We start from the raw sequence: 19,417 nt of genomic DNA on the forward strand, positions 1-19,417 counted from the left end.
ACTGGTACACCGCATCGGGAGCAAGCCCCCTCCCACCCTGGTTCTACGTTGGCCCTAAAACCGCGACACACTCTTCATCGCTCCCACCAGATAACGCATCGCCACCTGATCGTTTTCGTTCAAAGCGCGATACTGCGTAAGCAATTCGGCCTCATCCGAACTCAACCTGCGACCACGCAAGGACAGCCTGCGGGCCAAAAAAGACGCCACCACACCCGCTACACCATAGGACTTGGCCATGGACTGCTTCTCCTGATCTCGATCAAATACTCACGGCGCCCACCCACCCACTGCCTCCTGTGAAGCGCTACGCCTCCCTGGACAAGACTGACTTCTTGGGCCAGCAACCAGTCCTACCCTAAGCGTAGAAACAATCTTGTTACGTGTGGGATTTTTTTAGAGCATTCACTTAAAAAACCCCTTCGGTAACAAATACCTACAGCCAAATCCCACGACCATACGCAAAAAAAAACCCACCGGCTCAGGGTGGGTTTACGACTGCCGAGAAAAACTCAATCGCGCAAGTCAGACTCATGAATCGGCTGGTCCCGATGAGTCGCCCGTTGGTACTGCGCCGGCCAGATCGCTTTGCGCCCGCCCAGGTCATCGTCGGCGTGCAACGGCCAGTACGGGTCGCGCAGCAGTTCGCGGGCCAGGAAGATGATATCGGCCTGGCAAGTGCGCAGAATGTGCTCGGCCTGGGCCGGTTCGGTGATCATGCCCACGGTGCCGGTGGCGATGCCCGACTCTTTGCGCACGCGCTCGGCAAACCGTGTCTGGTAGCCGGGGCCAGTGGGGATCTCGGCATTGGCGGCGGTGCCACCGGAGGAAACGTCGATCAGGTCCACGCCCAAATCTCTCAGGCGGCGCGCCAGTTCCACGGTTTCATCGGGGTTCCAGCCGTCTTCCACCCAGTCGGTGGCCGACACCCGTACGAACAGCGGCAGTTCTTGGGGCCAGACTTCGCGCACGGCCCTGGTTACCTCAAGCACCAGGCGGATGCGATTTTCAAACGAGCCGCCGTACTGGTCCTGGCGCTGGTTGCTGAGGGGCGAGAGGAATTGGTGCAACAGGTAACCATGCGCGGCGTGGATCTCTACCACCTCGAAACCCGCCGTCAATGCGCGTTTGGCGGCGGCGACAAAGTCGGCGACCACTTGCTGGATCTGCGCTTCATCCAGCTGCTTGGGTTGGGTGTGTTGCGGGTCGAAGGCAATCGGCGAAGGCGCTACCGGCACCCAGCCACCATCCTCGGGCTTGACGCTGCCATGCTTGCCGATCCATGGCCGGTGGGTGCTGGCCTTGCGCCCGGCATGGGCCAGTTGAATCCCCGCCACCGCGCCCTGGGCGGCAATGAAACGGGTGATCCGTTGCAGCGGTTCAATCTGCTGGTCATTCCACAGGCCCAGGTCCTGGGCGGTGATGCGGCCGTCGGCGGTCACGGCGGTGGCCTCGGTGAATATCAGCCCGGCCCCGCCGACGGCACGACTGCCGAGGTGGACCAGGTGCCAATCATTGGCCAGGCCATCGTCACTGGAGTATTGGCACATCGGTGACACCGCAATGCGGTTGAGCAGGGTCAATTGACGCAGGGTATAGGGTTCGAGCAGCTGACTCATGGCGCACCTCTTCCGGGTTCTGTGGGCGAGCTTCAAGACTCTCTAACGGTGAGTAGAGCCTAGTCGACAACGCTCGATTGCACAGGGTTCAGAAGACAAAACGGGAGCCGATTGCCGGCCCCCGTACAGCGCCAGGCTACATTTCGACCTGGGTGCCCAGCTCGATCACTCGGTTGACCGGGAGTTTGAAGAAGCGCAGGTTGCCGTTGGCGTTCTTCAACATGAAGGCAAACAAACCTTCGCGCCAGCGCGCCATGCCCTCGAGTTTGGAGGCAATCACCGTTTCGCGGCTGAGGAAGTAGGTGGTGCGCATCGGGCTGAAATCCAGATCGTCCAGATGGCACAGTTTCAGCGCTTGAGGCACATCCGGCTCGTCGGTGAAGCCGAAATGCAGAATCACACGGAAGAAACCTTCACCGTAGGCATCCACCTCGAAACGCCGAGAGGCCGGTACGCGCGGAATGTCTTCGTACACCACCGTCAGCAGCACCACTTGCTCGTGCAGCACCTGGTTATGCAGCAGGTTGTGCAACAGCGCATGGGGCACTGCATCCGGCCGCGCGGTCAAGAACACCGCCGTGCCCTGCACGCGATGGGGCGGTTGCACGCGGATGCTGCTGATAAAGATCGGCAGCGGCAGGCCGCCTTCGTCGAGGCGATCTACTAGCAATTGCTTGCCGCGCTTCCAGGTCGTCATCAACACGAACAGCACGATCCCCGCGACCACGGGGAAAGCGCCGCCCTGGATGATTTTCGGCACGTTGGCCGCAAAATACAGCCCGTCGACCAACAGGCAGCAAAGCAGTACCGGCACGGCCAGCACCGGTGGCCATTTCCACAGCAGCAGCATCACGGCCGAGACCAGGATGGTGGTCATCAGCATGGTGCCCGTCACGGCCACACCGTAAGCCGAGGCCAACGCGTTGGAGGACTCGAAGCCCAGCACCAGCAGGATCACGCCGACCATCAGCGACCAGTTCACCGCGCCGATATAGATCTGGCCCTGTTCGGCGCTGGAGGTGTGTTGAATATGCATGCGCGGGATGTAACCCAGCTGGATCGCCTGGCGCGTCAACGAGAACGCCCCGGAAATCACCGCTTGGGAGGCGATCACCGTAGCCAGGGTCGACAACCCCACCAGCGGGATCAGCGCCCAGCTCGGCGCCAGCAGGTAGAACGGGTTGCGCGCGGCTTCCGGGTCGCCCAGCAGCAGGGCACCCTGGCCGAAATAATTGAGCACCAGCGCCGGCAGTACCAGCATGAACCAGGCGCGAGCGATGGGCTTGCGGCCAAAATGGCCCATATCGGCATACAGCGCTTCAGCGCCGGTCAATGCCAGCACCACGGCGCCAAGGATGGCCACGCCAATGCCTGGGTGAGCTTCGAAGAACCGCACGGCCCAGATCGGATTCAAGGCCTTGAGCACTTCCGGATGCTGGGAGATGCCATAGATGCCCAGGCCGCCCAGCACCAGGAACCAGGTCACCATCACCGGTCCGAATAACTTGCCGATACGGTCGGTGCCGTGCTTCTGGATCAGGAACAGCGCCACCAGCACCACCAGCGCAATGGGCACGACCCATTTTTCCAGGCCATCGAACGCCAGTTCCAGGCCTTCTACCGCCGACAATACGGAGATCGCCGGGGTGATCATGCTGTCGCCGTAGAACAGCGCCGCGCCGCACAGGCCACAGACCACCAGGAAACTGCGCAACTTCCTGCGCTCCCCTGCCGCCCGTCGAGCCAGCGCCGTCAGGGCCATGATGCCGCCCTCCCCCTGGTTGTCGGCACGCAGCACAAACAACATGTATTTGATCGACACCACCCAGATCAGCGACCAGAAGATCAGCGCCAGGATCCCAAGCACACCATCATGATTGACCTGAACCCCATAACCGCCGGTGAACACCTCTTTAAGGGTATAGAGCGGGCTGGTCCCGATATCGCCGTAAACCACCCCAACCGCTGCCACCAGCATGCCAATCGGCTTGACGTTGGAATGCTCGGCACCCGCTGCCTGACTACTTGCCTGACCCATCAACCACTCCTGCCCTTTGACCTGCGGTCTTTTATAAACAACGCCTCTAAGCTGACCCTAGCATGCGCTGTTTTACTTCTCGTAACAGACGTTTTGTTGACCCACGGGTTTTCCCGGTAGGTAACGGCGCGAAGCATAGCGCAGCACTCGTCGCATTTCCCTGCTCAAGTGCTTTAGAGGCTGCTTTAGGCGATCAGTTATGACTGACACAGCCTTTTGGAGCCTTTTTGCCTGCATTGATCACACTTACCGCCGACCGTATATTTTGGCGCGACTCGGCGGTGCCTACCTTAAGGATGCGATTAAGAAATCCTTGGCCGGCTTGGTTCGCTCTATCAAACGTGCCCGCGCACGGCGATCGCAGTCGATATAGAAACTCAATCATCGACATGTCTCTTTTAAGGTACATTCCTTATGTACGAAGTGAAACACGTGCTGTCCGCCAATGGCGTGGATATCTACCAAGCCTGGCTAGACACCGTTCAAGACAATCGTTCTAAAGCAAGAATCACCACCCGAGTGGACCGAGCGTCACTTGGTTACTTCGGAATAACCGAGCCGGTGGGTGATGGGGTCTTTGAAATGAAGCTCGACTTTGGGCCTGGGTTTCGCGTGTATTACGCACTCCAGGACCGAAAAATTGTTTTCCTGTTGGGCGGTGGCTCAAAGGTCAGGCAGCAGAACGACATCGAGTAAGCCAAGGCTCTCTGGAAATCCTATAAGGTGCAGCAAAAATGACTATTCGTACTCGCTCTCATGAAGACAGCGTCCTTGAAATGCTCCGAGACAACAAAGCCTTCGCTCTGGAGTATCTATCCGCCGCACTTGAAGAAATCGATGAAGCGGGTGGTGAGGACGCCTTTCTTGTCGCTGTCCGTCGAGTGGTGGAAGCGCGTGGAGGGATGCTCAACCTGTCCCAGAACACGGGACTCAATCGGGCAAATCTGTACCGGTCCATTGCAGTCGGCGGCGACCCGAAGCTCTCCACCCTGCTCAAAGTGCTTCAGGCGTTGGGCGTGGGGATGTCCAAAGTCGTATCTCACCGTACAGAGCAAGATGTTCACGCTTAAAAAGCGTAAGTAGCCGCACTGCGAATTACCCAGCGCAGCACTCGTCGCATTTCCCTGCATAAAGCTGGTCAATTGCTTTGCCCGTCGCTAGAATTGCGCACTTTTTGATCAGAGGCGCGCCAAGCGCCCGTCCGTTGCCTCGTCGTGCACGACCGGCGGCGTCATTCAATACCGAGGTTAGACATGTCCACCACCATCGCAAAAGCCAACCCCAAGGTTGGCTTTGTTTCCCTGGGTTGCCCGAAGGCGCTCGTCGACTCCGAGCGCATCCTTACGCAACTGCGTATGGAAGGCTATGACGTCGTGTCCACTTACCAGGACGCCGATGTGGTGGTGGTCAACACCTGCGGTTTCATCGACTCGGCCAAGGCTGAGTCGCTGGAAGTGATCGGCGAAGCGATCAAGGAAAACGGCAAGGTCATCGTGACCGGCTGCATGGGCGTGGAAGAAGGCAATATCCGCAACGTGCACCCCAGCGTGCTGGCGGTGACCGGCCCGCAGCAGTACGAGCAGGTGGTCAACGCCGTGCACGACGTGGTGCCGCCGCGCCAGGACCACAACCCGCTGATCGACCTGGTGCCGCCGCAAGGCATCAAGCTGACGCCACGCCACTACGCGTACCTGAAGATTTCCGAAGGCTGCAACCACAGCTGCAGTTTCTGCATCATCCCGTCGATGCGCGGCAAACTGGTCAGCCGCCCGGTGGGCGATGTGCTGGACGAGGCCCAGCGCCTGGTCAAATCCGGCGTCAAAGAGCTGTTGGTGATCTCCCAGGACACCAGCGCCTACGGCGTCGACGTGAAATACCGCACCGGTTTCTGGAACGGCGCGCCGGTGAAGACCCGCATGACCGAACTGTGCGAAGCCCTCAGCAGCCTGGGCGTGTGGGTGCGCCTGCATTACGTTTACCCGTACCCGCACGTCGATGAGCTGATTCCGCTGATGGCCGCTGGCAAGATCCTGCCGTACCTGGACATTCCGTTCCAGCACGCCAGCCCGAAAGTGCTCAAGGCCATGAAACGCCCGGCCTTCGAAGACAAGACCCTGGCGCGCATCAAGAACTGGCGCCAGATCTGCCCTGAGCTGATCATCCGCTCCACCTTCATCGTCGGCTTCCCCGGCGAAACCGAAGAAGACTTCCAGTACCTGCTGGACTGGCTGACCGAGGCCCAGTTGGACCGCGTCGGCTGCTTCCAGTATTCGCCAGTGGAAGGCGCCCCCGCCAACCTGCTGGACCTGGCCGTGGTGCCGGACGACGTCAAGCAAGACCGGTGGGAACGCTTCATGGCGCACCAACAGGCGATCAGCTCGGCGCGCCTGCAACTGCGCATCGGTAAGGAAATCGAAGTATTGATCGACGAAGTCGACGAGCAAGGTGCCGTTGGCCGCTGCTTCTTCGACGCGCCGGAAATCGACGGTAACGTGTTTATCGACGACGCCAGCGGCTTGAAGCCGGGCGACAAGGTGTGGTGCACGGTGACCGATGCCGACGAGTACGACTTGTGGGCGGAAAAACGCGCCTGATCGGTAAAGAATAAAAAAGCCCTGCTTCTGGACAAGATGCAGGGCTTTTTTAGGTCTATTGTTTCGCCCATCAGCACCGTTCACAGCGAGGGGCAGCGGGCATGCGTCAGCATTCGGTTATCCACACACCTAAAACCAGTGACTACCCAGCATTGGCGCGGATCTGGGAGGCTTCGGTGCGGGCCACCCACGATTTCTTGCCGGACAGTTACATCGTGTTGCTCAAAGAGTTGGTGCTGACCCGCTACCTCGACGCCGTGATGCTGATCTGCACCAAGGACTCGCGCCAGCGCATCACCGGGTTTGCCGGCGTAGCAGCGGGCAAAGTGGAGATGCTGTTTATCGACCCACAGCACCGTGGCCAGGGCCTCGGCCGGCAACTGCTGGGGTATGCGGTTGAGCATATGAACGCCGAGGAACTGGACGTCAACGAACAGAACCCCCAGGCCCTGGGGTTTTATTTAAAGTTTGGGTTCGAAGTAATCGGTCGTTCGGCGCATGACGGCCTGGGCCAGCCTTATCCGTTGCTGCATCTGCGTTTGCGCCAGCAGCAGCAACGATGCCGTGGCTGACCCACACCGCGCCATTTTGAATTGCGTTTGATCAATAGAGCACCGCGCTGAAATGGGGCCGGGATTAACCGGCGCCAGGCAGGTACAATAGCCGCCCCCTTTTGTTACGGCCCTTGTCATGACTGACCCCATACGCCTCTCCAAACGCCTTATCGAACTGGTCGGTTGCTCCCGTCGGGAGGCTGAGCTGTTTATCGAAGGCGGCTGGGTCTCGGTGGACGGCGAAGTGATCGACGAGCCGCAGTTCAAGGTCACCACCGAGAAGGTCGAACTCGACCCCGAGGCCAAGGCCACCGCGCCGGAGCCGGTGACCATCCTGCTTCACGCCCCTGCCGGCGTGGATGCCGAGACGGCCATGGCCTCGATCAGCGCCGACACCCTGTCCGAAGAACACCGCTTCAGCAAGCGCCCGCTCAAGGGCCACTTCCTGCGCCTGACCGCCAGCGCCGACCTGCAGGCCAAGGCCAGCGGCCTGCTGGTCTTTACCCAGGACTGGAAAATTCTGCGCAAGTTGACCGCCGATGCAGCCAAGATCGAGCAGGAATACGTGGTGGAGGTCGAGGGCGACATGGTTGCCCACGGGCTCAACCGCCTCAACCACGGCCTGACCTACAAAGGCAAAGAGCTGCCAGCGGTCAAAGCCAGCTGGCAGAACGAAAACCGCCTGCGCTTTGCGATGAAAAACCCACAGCCCGGCGTGATCGCGTTGTTCTGCGAAGCCGTTGGCCTGAAGGTTGTGGCCATTCGCCGCATCCGCATCGGCGGCGTGTCCATCGGCAAGGTGCCGGTCGGTCAATGGCGTTACCTGTCCGGCAAAGAGAAGTTCTAAGCCGCTCCCCTTTTCTCGGTACCGCCCGATAGGCGGTGCCCTCAGTTGAATACCAGGATTGCCCACCATGATTCACAACGACGTACTGCGCAGCGTGCGCTACATGCTCGACATCAGCGACAACAAGATGGTCGAGATCATCAAGCTCGGCGGCATGGACGTGACCAAGGACGACCTGCTGACCTACCTCAAGAAAGACGAAGAAGAAGGCTTTGTGTTCTGCCCGGACGACGTCATGGCCCACTTTCTGGACGGCCTGGTGATCTTCAAGCGCGGCAAGGACGAAAGCCGTCCACCGCAGCCGATCGAAACGCCGGTGACCAACAACATCATCCTCAAGAAGCTGCGCGTGGCCTTCGAACTCAAGGAAGACGACATGCATGCCATCCTCAAAGCCGCCGAATTCCCGGTGTCCAAGCCGGAACTGAGCGCGCTGTTTCGCAAGTTCGGCCACACCAACTACCGCACCTGTGGTGACCAGTTGCTGCGCAACTTCCTCAAGGGGCTGACCCTGCGGGTTCGTGCGTAAACCATGAGCTATCAAGTCTCGCCCGTCGGCTTCGTTCGCTCCTGCTTCAAGGAGAAGTTCGCCATCCCGCGCCAACCGCAACTGGCGCCTGCAGCCCGGGGCGTGCTGGAGTTGGTGGCGCCGTTCGACGGTGGTGAGGCGGTGCAGGGCTTGGAGCAGGTCAGCCATGTGTGGCTGCTGTTCCTGTTCCACCAGGCCCTGGAAGACACACCACGCCTCAAAGTGCGCCCGCCTCGCCTGGGCGGCAACACGTCCATGGGCGTATTTGCCACCCGTGCGACCCATCGGCCCAACGGCATCGGCCAGTCGGTGGTCAAGCTGGACAAGGTGGAAGCGGGCCGGCTATGGATTTCCGGGATCGATTTGCTCGATGGCACACCGGTTTTGGATATCAAGCCATATGTGCCGTATGCCGATATTGTCGACACGGCCACCAATGGCATCGCCAGTGGTGCGCCGGCGTTGATTGCGGTGCAGTGGCTGAAGACAGCGCTGCAGCAGGCACAAGGCCATGCGCAGCGCCTTGGTGAACCGTTGGTGGAGTTGATTGATCAGTGTTTGGCGCAAGATCCACGGCCGGCGTATCAAACGCCTGGGCCTGAGCGCGAATACGGAGCGCAGTTCTGGGATGTGGATGTGCGGTGGCACTACCCTGAAGCTGGCGTCATTTGTGTATTGGAAGTGGTGCCTGCCGGATAAACCGGAAACCCAATGTGGAAGGGGCAAGCCCCTCCCACATTGGGTTCTACTGTGTTGCGAAGTCAGCACATGGCCTGACTGTTTTACTTCTCGACGAACGCACGCTCGATCAAGTAGTCACCCGGCTCACGCATCCGTGGCGAAACTTTCAGGCCGAAGCTGTTCAGCACTTCGCTGGTCTCATCCAACATGCTTGGGCTGCCACACAGCATGGCGCGGTCGTCCTCGGGGTTGATCGGCGGCAGGCCGATGTCGCGGAACAGTTTGCCGCTGCGCATCAGGTCGGTCAGGCGGCCTTCGTTCTCGAAGGGCTCGCGGGTCACGGTCGGGTAGTAGATCAGCTTGTCACGCAGGGCCTCGCCGAAGAATTCGTTCTGCGGCAGGTGCTCGGTAATGAATTCGCGGTAGGCGACTTCGTTGACGTAACGCACGCCGTGGCACAGGATCACTTTTTCGAAGCGTTCGTAGGTCTCTGGGTCCTGGATCACGCTCATGAACGGCGCCAAACCGGTACCCGTGCTGAGCAAGTACAGGTGTTTGCCCGGCTTCAAATCGTCAAGCACCAGGGTGCCTGTCGGCTTTTTGCTGATGATGATCTCGTCGCCTTCCTTCAAGTGCTGCAATTGGGAAGTCAGCGGGCCATCCGGCACCTTGATGCTGAAGAACTCCAGATGTTCTTCCCAGTTCGGGCTGGCAATGGAGTAAGCACGCATGAGCGGGCGGCCGTTGGGCTGTTGCAGGCCGATCATCACGAACTGACCGTTCTCGAAGCGCAGGCCCGGATCACGGGTGCACTTGAAGCTGAACAGAGTGTCGTTCCAGTGATGAACACTGAGGACACGCTCGTGGTTCATGTTGCTCATGTACGGGGGACTCCTGGAAGTGGGTCTGCGCCAGAGATGAAGCGCGCAATTGCACAGCATTCTAATGGCGGCGACAATATCTGTTAACTGGATTATTAAGATAAGGGTTATCGGTTATATCGATATGCGATTTACTCTCCGTCAACTGCAAGTCTTCGTCGCCGTCGCCCAGCAGGAAAGCGTCTCACGCGCTGCTGGCCTTCTGGCCTTATCCCAATCTGCGGCCAGCACGTCGATTACCGAGTTGGAGCGCCAATCCAGCTGCCAATTATTCGACCGTGCCGGTAAACGCCTGAGCCTCAACGCGCTCGGCCATCAGCTATTACCGCAGGCGGTGGCATTGCTGGACCAGGCCAAGGAGATCGAGGACTTGCTCAATGGCAAGTCCGGCTTCGGCTCCCTGGCAGTCGGCGCCACCTTGACCATCGGTAATTACCTGGCGACGCTGTTGATCGGCAGCTTCATGCAGCAGCACCCGGAAAGCCAAGTGAAGCTGCATGTGCAAAACACTGCCAATATCGTGCACCAGGTTGCGCATTACGAAATTGACCTGGGTCTAATCGAAGGCGACTGCAGCCATCCGGACATCGAAGTGCAAACCTGGGTCGAAGATGAGTTGGTGGTGTTTTGCGCGCCGCAGCATCACCTGGCCAAACGCGGCGTGGCAACGATGCAAGAGCTGACCCATGAAGCGTGGATCCTGCGCGAACAAGGCTCAGGCACGCGCCTGACTTTCGACCAGGCCATGCGCCATCACCGCAGCGCACTGAATATCCGCCTGGAGCTGGAACACACCGAAGCGATCAAGCGCGCCGTGGAATCCGGATTGGGGATTGGCTGCATCTCGCGCCTGGCGCTGCGCGACGCGTTTCGGCGCGGCAGCCTGGTGCCGGTGGAGACCCCGGACCTGGACCTGGCGCGACAGTTCTACTTCATCTGGCACAAGCAGAAGTACCAGACCTCGGCGATGCGCGAGTTTTTGGAGCTGTGCCGCGCTTTCACCGCAGGGGTTCAACGCAGCGACGAGATCGTACTGCCGAACATTGCCTGAGGCTCAGACCAGGATCACTGCCCATACCAGAGTGATCATGGTCAGCGCGACGAATTGCGCGGCGCTGCCCATGTCCTTGGCGTTTTTCGACAGGGGGTGGCGGTCCAGAGAGATGCGATCGATGGCCGCTTCCACCGCCGAGTTGAGCAACTCGACAATCAGGGCCAACAGGCATACCGCAATCAGCAAAGCGCGCTCGACCCGGCTGACGTTCAGGAAAAAGCTCAGCGGGATCAGGATCACGTTGAGCAGCACCAACTGACGGAAAGCCGCCTCGCCAGTGAAGGCCGCGCGCAGGCCATCCAGGGAATAGCCCCCCGCATTGAAGATACGTTTGATACCGGTTTGACCCTTGAAAGGCGACATAGACGTAGGCAACTGAACCAAAGAAGTGGGGAAGCTAGATCACGCAAAGTCAAAAAAGCGTGAACCCGTGACATTTTATTGCGACGAAATTGACTCAAGTTGTTGCAAAAGCAGCGCCGCCTGAGTCCGCGTCCGCACATTCAGTTTGCGGAAAATTGCTGTCACATGCGCCTTGATGGTCGCTTCCGACACGCTCAGCTCGTAGGCAATCTGCTTGTTCAACAAGCCCTCGCAGACCATGGTCAATACCCGGAACTGCTGGGGCGTCAAACTGGCGAGGCCGTCACGGGCAGCCTTGGCTTCGTCGGACACGTTGATTTCTTCGAACGCCTGCGGCGGCCAGGACACATCGCCATCGAGCACTTTGCGCACGGCGTTCTGAATATCGTCCATGGCGCTGGACTTGGGAATGAAACCGCTAGCGCCAAACTCTTTGGAGCGCACCACCACGTCGGCGTCTTCCTGGGCCGAGACCATCACCACCGGGATCTGCGGGTATTGCCCGCGTAACAACACCAACCCCGAAAAACCGTAGGCACCGGGCATGTTCAGGTCGAGCAGCACCAGATCCCAGTCGGACTTTTCGGCGAGGCGGGTCTCCAACTCGGCAATGCTGGCCACTTCGACCAGGCGCACGTCCGGGCCAAGGCCCAGGGTCACCGCTTGATGCAGCGCACTGCGAAACAGCGGATGGTCATCGGCTATCAGGATTTCGTATGTGGCCATTGATTAAATGATCCTGTTTTTTAAGGCAGCCCTGATGGGTTCAGGGTTCGCCAGTACACACGGCAGCGGCCAGGCAGCCATTGCCACAGGGCAAACTCGACGTCAAAAGCGCCTGGAACGACGTCGAAAAGTCACGGTTGCGCCCCAATCGGCGCCCAGCATGCCCAGCGTAGCCTGGGGGGTCAAGCACCACGCCCAGTGGGCATTTTAGCGGCGAGTGGCTTTACGGTGCCATCATGCAAACGTCGTCTGGCTATACGCTCGGTATATAGGGCGCCAGTCGAGTATGGACGATATCAGTCGGGTCCAAAGGCATCTGGAACTTGGCGGCCAGGTAATGAGTGCTGAAGACGTCGAGGTAGGCGTCCAGTACTTCGCTGGCGGCACCGTCGGCGGCCAACTCCAGACACAAGGCGGCGACTTCGGCGGTGCAGAAATGATCATCGCGCTTGGACCGGCGCAGTTTGTAACGCGACAGTTGCTCAGGCGCCAGGCTCAGGACCGGCAAATGCTCCAAATAAGGGCTCTTGCGAAACATCTTGCGCGCTTCACTCCAAGTGCCATCCAGCAGGATAAACAACGGGCGCTTGCCCTCTTCCACCTTGACCTCACCGACCACCCGTTCAGGCGCCACGAATTCGCCGGGGAACACGATATAGGGCTGCCATTGCGGGTCAGCGAGCAAGGTGAGCAACTCGGGATCGACTTCGGTTCGCGACCACGCGAAGGCGGTCGTGTCTTCGATGACATCGGCGATCAACCAGCCAGTGTTGCTGGGCTTCATCGGCTCGACATCATGCATCAGCAGGCACATGGCGGACTTGACCTGGACCCTGGGCCGCCAATCGCACAGGCAGTACTCGGGGATCACCCGGCAACCGGGGCAGCGTTCGGCACGGGAGCCCCGGTTGACGAAGGGCTTGATAGCACGCGCCAGACGCTGGGTACGCAGGCGGGAGACGGCGTGGTTCATCGGATGCGCCGCAGGGACGGAGAGATCGACACGGGATAGCTCAAGAAAGGTTGAAGTGGCGGCAGTTTACCAGCGATACGCCTGGCTGTAGTGGCAAGGGCTCACCTATAATTGCCCGCCACTGAACGCACAGCGCAGTGGCTGGTCTATGCACCAGTAACCGAATCAGGAGAGTTTCATGCTGCGTTCCATGCTGCGCCTTGCCGCCCCATCCATTGCGCTTGCGCTGGTTTTGCCCGTAGGCGCCCAGGCGGCCTCGCTGCTGGAGGCGCAAATGAACAGGAAGCTGCAAAGCGTCGCAACCGAAAGCAACAAGGACCTGCCCCGGGAAATCGATGAAAAAACCCTGGAAGTGGCCTACACCGTTGAAGGCATGCAACTGATCGATCACCTCAGCGTACTGCCCGACCGCGCCGAACAGATGCGGGCCAACCCTAAGGCTGTGTATTTCCAGCTGGGCCAGAGCGTGTGCCTGAACAAGGGTTATCGCGAGCTGATGGCCAAGGGCGCGGTCATGCGCTACGAAATCACCGAGAACAAAACTAACCGCCCGGTGGCATCGGTGAAGTTCGTGGAAGCGGATTGCCCTGCCCCCGCTTCAGCCAAGAAGAAAAAGTAACCTCTGCCTGACTTCGCGCGTTGCTGGCCAGTGACGCGCACTTCCCCCGCTTCAACGCTCCGCCTGCAGCTAGACTCCGTGTGAGTGACCAATAAGCGGTTGCCAGGCAAGGGTTTTTCAGCCCATCATCAGGCCATCCCCCACAGCTCACTCACAGCATTTCTCATGCTGTTCTGTAACATTTTCAGGGCAAAAGAAGGTTGCCCTCTGCGGCAAGCAGCGACACATGCAGTGTCGTAGCCTCCGGCGAATCGCTCGTCGGCCATCCGGGCCCTGTAAGAAGGAGACGTTGAATGCCATACGAACCGAATGACAGCCTGCTCCGGCACTTTGAAGAAAGTGGAGCCGACCTCACGCAACAGGTCGAAGCGCAACTCCATCTGATCGCCCCCAACAGCCCGAATATCCCTCTGTATCGCGACATGATCCTCACCGTGCTACGCATGGCCCAGGACGACCGCAACCGTTGGAACGCCAAGATCACCCTGCAAGCCATCCGCGAACTGGACCATGCCTTTCGCGTGCTCGAACAGTTCAAGGGCCGACGCAAAGTCACGGTATTCGGCTCCGCGCGCACGCCCGTGGAAAGTCCCCTGTATGCCCTGGCCCGTGAAGTGGGCGCCGCGCTGGCACGCTCCGACTTGATGGTAATCACCGGCGGCGGCGGGGGCATAATGGCCGCGGCGCATGAAGGCGCCGGCCTGGAGCACAGCCTGGGGTTCAATATCACCCTGCCGTTTGAACAGCACGCCAACCCGACCATTGATGGCACCGAGAATCTGCTGTCGTTCCACTTCTTCTTTACGCGCAAGCTGTTTTTCGTCAAGGAAGCCGATGCGTTGGTACTGTGCCCGGGCGGCTTCGGCACACTGGATGAAGCGCTGGAAGTGCTGACCCTGATCCAGACCGGCAAGAGTCCGCTGGTACCGGTGGTATTGCTGGACGCGCCAGGTGGCGGGTTTTGGCAAGGTGCCCTGGACTTTATCCGTAACCAATTAGAAGCCAATCGCTATATCTTGCCGACCGACCTCAAGTTAGTGCGCTTGGTATACAGCGCTGAAGAAGCGGTGGAGGAAATCAATCAGTTTTATGCGAACTTCCATTCCACGCGCTGGTTGAAACGCGAGTTTGTGGTGCGTATGAATCACCCGCTGAGTGATCGAGCGCTTAAATATCTGCAGAGTGAATTTGCCAGCCTGCGATTGAGCGGGGAATTCCAGCAACTTGCCTATACGGGTGAGGATCATGACGAGCCAAAATTCAGCCATTTGACACGGCTGGTGTTCAACTTCAATGGGCGAGATCAGGGCCGGTTGCGAGAGTTGGTGGATTACATCAACTTGCCGGAGAACTGGGCATCGGCTCAAGGGAAGACACAGCAGCGGGTGGCGCCGGAAACGGCTTGATTTTTAAGCGCAAAAAAAGACCCACTATTTTCATAGTGGGTCTTTTTTGTGGCGAATCAGGTCGGTGATGGAGGATTTAGGGCTGCTGTGCAGCTCTGCGGGAGCAAGCTCCCTCGCCACAGTCAACTCAGTCATCCATGTCTCGGCCGCTCAACAAGCGGCTGATCATCTCCATAGAAAATCCGCGATAACTCAGGAAGCGGCCTTGTTTCGCTCGCTCCTTGGCATCGATGGGCATCTGGCCAGAGAACTTGCGCCGCCAAGTGTCTTCCAACTGCGCCTGCCAACTGATACCGCACTCGCGCAGGGCAAGGTCGATATCGGCACGTTGCAGACCACGCTGGCTCAACTCTTCACGAATTCGCGCAGGGCCGTAACCGGAGCGGGCGCGGTAGGAGACAAAACTCTCAAGGTAACGGGATTCCGACAACAACCCTTCTTCCGTCAACCGGTCGAGTGCTGTATCGATCATCTCGGGGTCTGCGCCGCGCTGACGCAGTTTACGCGTCAGCTCGACTCGACCGTGCTCGCGTCGAGCGAGCAGGTCCATCGCAGTGCGCCGAACGGCGACGAGTGTATCCAGTACAACTGTCATCGTTTGCTTCAGATGTCAGTGTCGGCTTCTTCTACTTCTTCAACCGGCTCGCGGTTGGCGGCTGCTTTCACGTCTGGCGCGGCCGTCAGCAGCTTGTCGCGGATCTGCTTTTCAAGCGTGGCAGCGATGTCCGGGTTATCTGCCAGGAACTTGGCCGAGTTGGCCTTGCCTTGTCCGATCTTGCTGCCGTTGTAGGCATACCAGGCACCGGACTTCTCAACGAAACCGTGCAGCACGCCCAGATCGATCATCTCGCCGTTCAGGTAGATACCCTTACCGTAGAGAATCTGGAACTCGGCCTGACGGAATGGTGGAGCCACTTTGTTCTTCACAACCTTGACGCGGGTTTCGCTACCGACAACCTCGTCACCTTCCTTCACCGCGCCGGTACGACGGATGTCCAGACGGACCGAAGCGTAGAACTTCAGCGCGTTACCACCGGTGGTGGTTTCCGGGCTGCCGAACATTACGCCGATCTTCATACGGATCTGGTTGATGAAGATCACCAGGCAGTTCGCGTTCTTGATGTTGCCGGTGATTTTACGCAACGCCTGGGACATCAGACGGGCTTGCAGGCCACGTGCATGTCGCCCATTTCGCCTTCGATTTCCGCCTTCGGTACCAGGGCAGCCACGGAGTCAACCACGATCACGTCGATGGCGTTGGAGCGCACCAGCATGTCAGTGATTTCCAGGGCTTGCTCACCAGTATCCGGCTGGGAAACCAGCAGGTCGTCAACGTTGACACCCAGCTTGCCGGCGTATTCAGGGTCTAGGGCATGTTCGGCATCGACGAACGCACAGGTGGCGCCCATTTTCTGTGCCTGGGCGATCACCGACAGGGTCAGGGTAGTTTTACCCGAAGATTCAGGACCGTAGATTTCAACAATACGGCCTTTTGGCAGACCGCCAATGCCGAGCGCAATGTCCAGACCCAGAGAGCCAGTGGAAATAGCCGGGATAGCCTGACGGTCATGATCGCCCATACGCATTACGGCACCCTTGCCGAATTGACGTTCGATCTGACCCAGGGCCGCAGCCAAGGCTTTCTTCTTGTTGTCGTCCATTAAAGTCCTCACGTAATCAATAAGGCCTGACGGCCAACACCTGTATAAGTAGACAGTATTGTTCCACAAAGATCGGAGATCGCCTACCCCTGATTTTCTATTTCTGCTGCAGCTCGTCGCAACAAGCCCTCAAGGGCGGCCTTTACCGTTTGTCGGCGGACCTCGTCGCGGTTGCCGGCGAAGTGCTCAAGCTCGGCGGTCACCTCATCGCCCACACCGAACGCGAGCCATACAGTGCCCACCGGCTTGTCCGGCGAGCCGCCGTCCGGCCCCGCCACACCGCTGACCGCCACGGCAAACCGCGCCAGGCTTTTTTCCTGAGCGCCGCGCACCATGGCCTCCACCACTTCCCGACTGACCGCGCCCACTTTTGGAAACAAATCCTCCGGCACGTTCAACTGCCGGGTCTTCTGCCGATTGGAGTAGGTGACGTACCCCGCTTCGAACCAGGCAGAACTCCCCGGAACCCGCGTGATGGCTTCGGCGATCCCGCCGCCCGTACAGGACTCAGCGGTGGTGACATGGGCATTGAGCACCTGCAAACGTCGGCCTAGTTCAGCAGCAAGTGGGGTGATGTCGTTCACGGGCGTCTCCAGAAGTGGGCGGGCGTTCGCCTACCCTACAGGAGCGAATCGCACACGCAAGCGACAGACTGAATCAAGACGCTAACAGGCGACGCCACGCACATAGGCCTGGCAGGCACGCCCCCCTTCGACTAAAAAGCACACAGTTATTGCTGATCCGACCGGGAAGGTGGGCCCTGGTTGACGCCGATACGCTTGGCCGCCCAACGCTCATAAAGGCCGATGGCGACGTCGGCCCCCGCCATGGCGGTGAGGCAACCAATCGCGCCGGCGGTCCAGATCGACATACCCGCGGCGTAGCACAACATCAACGCCGAAACACCGCAGACCATGCACGCTCCGGATCGCAGCGCCAGGCGCCGTACCAGGGACCAACCGCGAGCGCCCTCCTTGTCGGCGCGCCACATTTCGCCGGACACTGCGCCGATCAGCGCCAGTACGATCACCAGCCAGATAGGCATTTCCGCTAACGCTTGCTGCTCGGTTGTCATGTCGCGCCTCCTGGCTGAGCAACGCCGGCAACATGCCGGTGTCTGGGTAATTCCGTATAGGCAGGCATTCCAAAAAGCCCGGTTGCCCAGGCTTTTCAGTAATACGGTCCTTCGGCGCTACTGGCGCGTTACGGATTGGTCCTTGATGTTTTTCCGACCACGATCCTTGTCTGCCGGATAACTGTTCTGATGCTTCAAGCTGTACACCCAGACCAACCTTCCGAACCGTCAAAGCCGATTCATTACTGTTTATCTGGATACAACCTTGTAACTAAAGAGCGTCGGCATCCTTGCCGGTGTTGCCTGGCGTCCTTGCCATCGCTCGGATGGCGTCCTTGCCGATGTTGCGTGCCTTCCCTGTCTTCCTAGGCAGCATCCTTGCCGCCTCCACCAGACCTTGTTGGCTGGCTTGAGATGAAGAGTATTACTGGATGCATATACAGTCAATGCATTAATGCATTTATTTCTCTCGGCAAAATGCACATACGCATTTATAGCCCGACAGGCTTAGGGTTTAGTGATTTTTTACAGGTAAAAAAGCCCGCACGTTGACGGGCTTCGTCTGACAGAAGATGGTTAGCGGGCGTACATGCCCCACCAGAACACATGGCCGAGGATGCTGATCTGCTCATCCTGAATATCCTGGAAGCTGTAGTCTTCATCCGGGTGCTCATCACGATTGAAACTGCGCAGGCGAATACCCGAGGGCAGGCGATAGAGCTGTTTAACCCGCAACTGGCCATTGTGATTAATGGCATACAGGTCGCCATCGACAATGTCGCCAATCGCGCTTTTTCCGGCATTCACTCCGACCGTCGCGCCATCGCGCAGCACCGGCAACATACTATTGCCGCGCACCGTCACACATTTGACCTGGTCGAACTGCACTCCGTTATGCCGCAGGCTGCGCTTTCCAAAACGCAGGCTGGCCTTTTCGCTTTCCTCAATGACGAATCTTCCTGATCCAGCAGCCAATTCAACCTCGCGCAAAAAGGGGATCGATACCTCGTCATCATTCACGGGGGTGTCATCGTCCCACAGGCTTATGTCCTTGAGTTCCGAATGCATCGGGTCGCGCCCCTCTTCGCGCGAAACGCCCAGCGCCACACGTCCGCGCAGTTGATCGGTGCTGACGCAAAAATACTCGGCGATACGGGAAATGTGCTTGTCCGATGGATCAACGATTTTGCCGCTGAGGATCCGGGACAGCGTGGATTGAGGCACTCCGGTGCGCCGGTAAAGCTCCGTGGGGGAGATCCGGTCGCGGCCCAGCAGTTCTCTTAAGACGATAGAAACGTTGCGTTTTTGCATAACGAGGATAGTGCCGGGTGTTTAAGGGGTTGGCAAATGCTGACCTGCATCAAAATGCATTATTTATGCACTCGGCATACCTTTTAGCAGACCTGCGAAGGTCAGGCTTGAGTGTTAACCTTTTCTACATCGCAGATATCGACGGGATGGGCGGCAAGGATGAGTCAATGGCGAACCTATAGTTTCTGGACCAAGGCCTGGATCCTCGGCCTCCTGGCACTTATGGCCGTAGTGTCCGATGGTGCAGACCTAAGTTCTCTGGGAGAGGGCTCGTCCCACCGCAAGCGCGTCTTCAGCCCCGGCTTCATTGTGTTGTGCATTTTTGTAGCCGTATGTGAGCTGATACTGCTGAACCACTTCTACGGTGTATGACCTGAATTTGTAACCCACGTGGTTGAGTCATACCCTTTCATATTTTGCCTCTCCGTTTGCGACCTGCGAAGGGCCGACCTCGCATGTTAACCTTGCCGCCATCGCAAAAACTGC

The 19,417-nt window shown here is 58.9% G+C and carries 22 protein-coding genes and 1 pseudogene; 11 read left to right on the forward strand and 12 right to left on the reverse strand.

Annotated features, from left to right (window positions below; translation table 11 throughout):
- Positions 1 to 54: 54 nt before the first annotated feature.
- The 3 genes from AB4O23_RS26330 to AB4O23_RS26340 form a co-directional block, all read right to left on the reverse strand.
- The gene (locus AB4O23_RS26330; protein WP_017529757.1) at positions 55 to 240 is read right to left on the reverse strand and encodes a hypothetical protein; all 186 of its coding nucleotides are present in this window, start codon (positions 238 to 240) and stop codon (positions 55 to 57) included.
- Between the two features lie 272 nt (positions 241 to 512).
- On the reverse strand, positions 513 to 1,619 hold the full coding sequence (locus AB4O23_RS26335; RefSeq protein WP_068934112.1) for an NADH:flavin oxidoreductase/NADH oxidase: 1,107 nt from the start codon (positions 1,617 to 1,619) through the stop codon (positions 513 to 515).
- A 136-nt stretch (positions 1,620 to 1,755) separates the two neighbouring features.
- Positions 1,756 to 3,657, reverse strand: coding sequence for a potassium transporter Kup (locus AB4O23_RS26340; protein ID WP_017529759.1), 1,902 nt, complete (start codon positions 3,655 to 3,657; stop codon positions 1,756 to 1,758).
- Positions 3,658 to 4,071: 414 nt separating this feature from the next.
- Between AB4O23_RS26340 and AB4O23_RS26345 the strand changes: the two genes are divergently transcribed.
- From AB4O23_RS26345 to tsaA, 7 genes are all read left to right on the forward strand, one after another.
- Positions 4,072 to 4,353: a type II toxin-antitoxin system RelE/ParE family toxin gene (locus tag AB4O23_RS26345; protein WP_460150311.1), complete on the forward strand. Its 282-nt coding sequence runs from the start codon at positions 4,072 to 4,074 to the stop codon at positions 4,351 to 4,353.
- Positions 4,354 to 4,391: 38 nt separating this feature from the next.
- On the forward strand, positions 4,392 to 4,727 hold the full coding sequence (locus AB4O23_RS26350; RefSeq protein WP_065877188.1) for a helix-turn-helix domain-containing transcriptional regulator: 336 nt from the start codon (positions 4,392 to 4,394) through the stop codon (positions 4,725 to 4,727).
- Between the two features lie 183 nt (positions 4,728 to 4,910).
- A complete protein-coding gene (gene rimO, locus AB4O23_RS26355; protein ID WP_017529762.1) occupies positions 4,911 to 6,251 on the forward strand; it encodes a 30S ribosomal protein S12 methylthiotransferase RimO in 1,341 nt (446 codons plus the stop codon).
- Between the two features lie 101 nt (positions 6,252 to 6,352).
- Entirely contained in the window at positions 6,353 to 6,823 is a 471-nt protein-coding gene (locus AB4O23_RS26360) for a GNAT family N-acetyltransferase (protein WP_017529763.1), read from the forward strand.
- A 118-nt stretch (positions 6,824 to 6,941) separates the two neighbouring features.
- Entirely contained in the window at positions 6,942 to 7,652 is a 711-nt protein-coding gene (locus AB4O23_RS26365; protein ID WP_065877189.1) for an rRNA pseudouridine synthase, read from the forward strand.
- Positions 7,653 to 7,719: 67 nt separating this feature from the next.
- Positions 7,720 to 8,181, forward strand: coding sequence for a YehS family protein (locus AB4O23_RS26370; RefSeq protein ID WP_017529765.1), 462 nt, complete (start codon positions 7,720 to 7,722; stop codon positions 8,179 to 8,181).
- Positions 8,182 to 8,184: 3 nt separating this feature from the next.
- Positions 8,185 to 8,880: a tRNA (N6-threonylcarbamoyladenosine(37)-N6)-methyltransferase TrmO gene (gene tsaA / locus AB4O23_RS26375; protein WP_065877190.1), complete on the forward strand. Its 696-nt coding sequence runs from the start codon at positions 8,185 to 8,187 to the stop codon at positions 8,878 to 8,880.
- 83 nt (positions 8,881 to 8,963) lie between these two features.
- Here the strand turns inward: tsaA and fpr are convergent, their stop codons facing one another.
- Positions 8,964 to 9,743: a ferredoxin-NADP reductase gene (gene fpr / locus AB4O23_RS26380; RefSeq protein ID WP_017529767.1), complete on the reverse strand. Its 780-nt coding sequence runs from the start codon at positions 9,741 to 9,743 to the stop codon at positions 8,964 to 8,966.
- A 124-nt stretch (positions 9,744 to 9,867) separates the two neighbouring features.
- Here fpr and AB4O23_RS26385 point away from each other — a divergent pair, with 124 nt between their 5' ends.
- Positions 9,868 to 10,794, forward strand: a complete 927-nt coding sequence (locus AB4O23_RS26385) for a LysR family transcriptional regulator (protein ID WP_065877191.1) — start codon at positions 9,868 to 9,870, stop codon at positions 10,792 to 10,794.
- Positions 10,795 to 10,797: 3 nt separating this feature from the next.
- Here the strand turns inward: AB4O23_RS26385 and AB4O23_RS26390 are convergent, their stop codons facing one another.
- The 3 genes from AB4O23_RS26390 to AB4O23_RS26400 all read right to left on the reverse strand — a co-directional run bounded on the left by AB4O23_RS26390 (position 10,798) and on the right by AB4O23_RS26400 (position 12,859).
- Positions 10,798 to 11,160, reverse strand: a complete 363-nt coding sequence (locus AB4O23_RS26390) for a diacylglycerol kinase (protein WP_065877192.1) — start codon at positions 11,158 to 11,160, stop codon at positions 10,798 to 10,800.
- Between the two features lie 75 nt (positions 11,161 to 11,235).
- Positions 11,236 to 11,886, reverse strand: a complete 651-nt coding sequence (gene erdR / locus AB4O23_RS26395) for a response regulator transcription factor ErdR (protein WP_017529770.1) — start codon at positions 11,884 to 11,886, stop codon at positions 11,236 to 11,238.
- Between the two features lie 253 nt (positions 11,887 to 12,139).
- Entirely contained in the window at positions 12,140 to 12,859 is a 720-nt protein-coding gene (locus AB4O23_RS26400) for a tRNA-uridine aminocarboxypropyltransferase (protein WP_460150313.1), read from the reverse strand.
- 178 nt (positions 12,860 to 13,037) lie between these two features.
- Here AB4O23_RS26400 and AB4O23_RS26405 point away from each other — a divergent pair, with 178 nt between their 5' ends.
- Both AB4O23_RS26405 and AB4O23_RS26410 read left to right on the forward strand, forming a co-directional pair.
- A complete protein-coding gene (locus tag AB4O23_RS26405) occupies positions 13,038 to 13,478 on the forward strand; it encodes a PA3611 family quorum-sensing-regulated virulence factor (RefSeq protein WP_017529772.1) in 441 nt (146 codons plus the stop codon).
- Positions 13,479 to 13,771: 293 nt separating this feature from the next.
- Positions 13,772 to 14,884 carry an LOG family protein gene (locus AB4O23_RS26410; protein WP_017529773.1) on the forward strand — a complete coding sequence of 371 codons (1,113 nt, stop codon included), beginning with the start codon at positions 13,772 to 13,774 and terminating at the stop codon, positions 14,882 to 14,884.
- Between the two features lie 127 nt (positions 14,885 to 15,011).
- Here the strand turns inward: AB4O23_RS26410 and recX are convergent, their stop codons facing one another.
- The 5 genes and pseudogenes from recX to AB4O23_RS26435 form a co-directional block, all read right to left on the reverse strand.
- Positions 15,012 to 15,479, reverse strand: a complete 468-nt coding sequence (gene recX, locus AB4O23_RS26415) for a recombination regulator RecX (RefSeq protein WP_068937524.1) — start codon at positions 15,477 to 15,479, stop codon at positions 15,012 to 15,014.
- An 8-nt stretch (positions 15,480 to 15,487) separates the two neighbouring features.
- A pseudogene (gene recA / locus AB4O23_RS26420) lies at positions 15,488 to 16,545 on the reverse strand (recombinase RecA).
- An 83-nt stretch (positions 16,546 to 16,628) separates the two neighbouring features.
- Entirely contained in the window at positions 16,629 to 17,129 is a 501-nt protein-coding gene (locus AB4O23_RS26425) for a CinA family protein (protein ID WP_065877194.1), read from the reverse strand.
- A gap of 146 nt (positions 17,130 to 17,275) precedes the next feature.
- Positions 17,276 to 17,620 carry a phage holin family protein gene (locus AB4O23_RS26430; protein ID WP_460150315.1) on the reverse strand — a complete coding sequence of 115 codons (345 nt, stop codon included), beginning with the start codon at positions 17,618 to 17,620 and terminating at the stop codon, positions 17,276 to 17,278.
- A 576-nt stretch (positions 17,621 to 18,196) separates the two neighbouring features.
- Positions 18,197 to 18,931: a LexA family transcriptional regulator gene (locus tag AB4O23_RS26435; protein WP_460150317.1), complete on the reverse strand. Its 735-nt coding sequence runs from the start codon at positions 18,929 to 18,931 to the stop codon at positions 18,197 to 18,199.
- Positions 18,932 to 19,090: 159 nt separating this feature from the next.
- On the opposite strand from AB4O23_RS26435, the gene AB4O23_RS26440 reads away from it, so the two are divergent.
- Entirely contained in the window at positions 19,091 to 19,303 is a 213-nt protein-coding gene (locus tag AB4O23_RS26440; protein WP_017526366.1) for a hypothetical protein, read from the forward strand.
- Positions 19,304 to 19,417 lie beyond the last annotated feature (114 nt).

Source organism: Pseudomonas sp. H2_A10 (assembly GCF_054680085.1).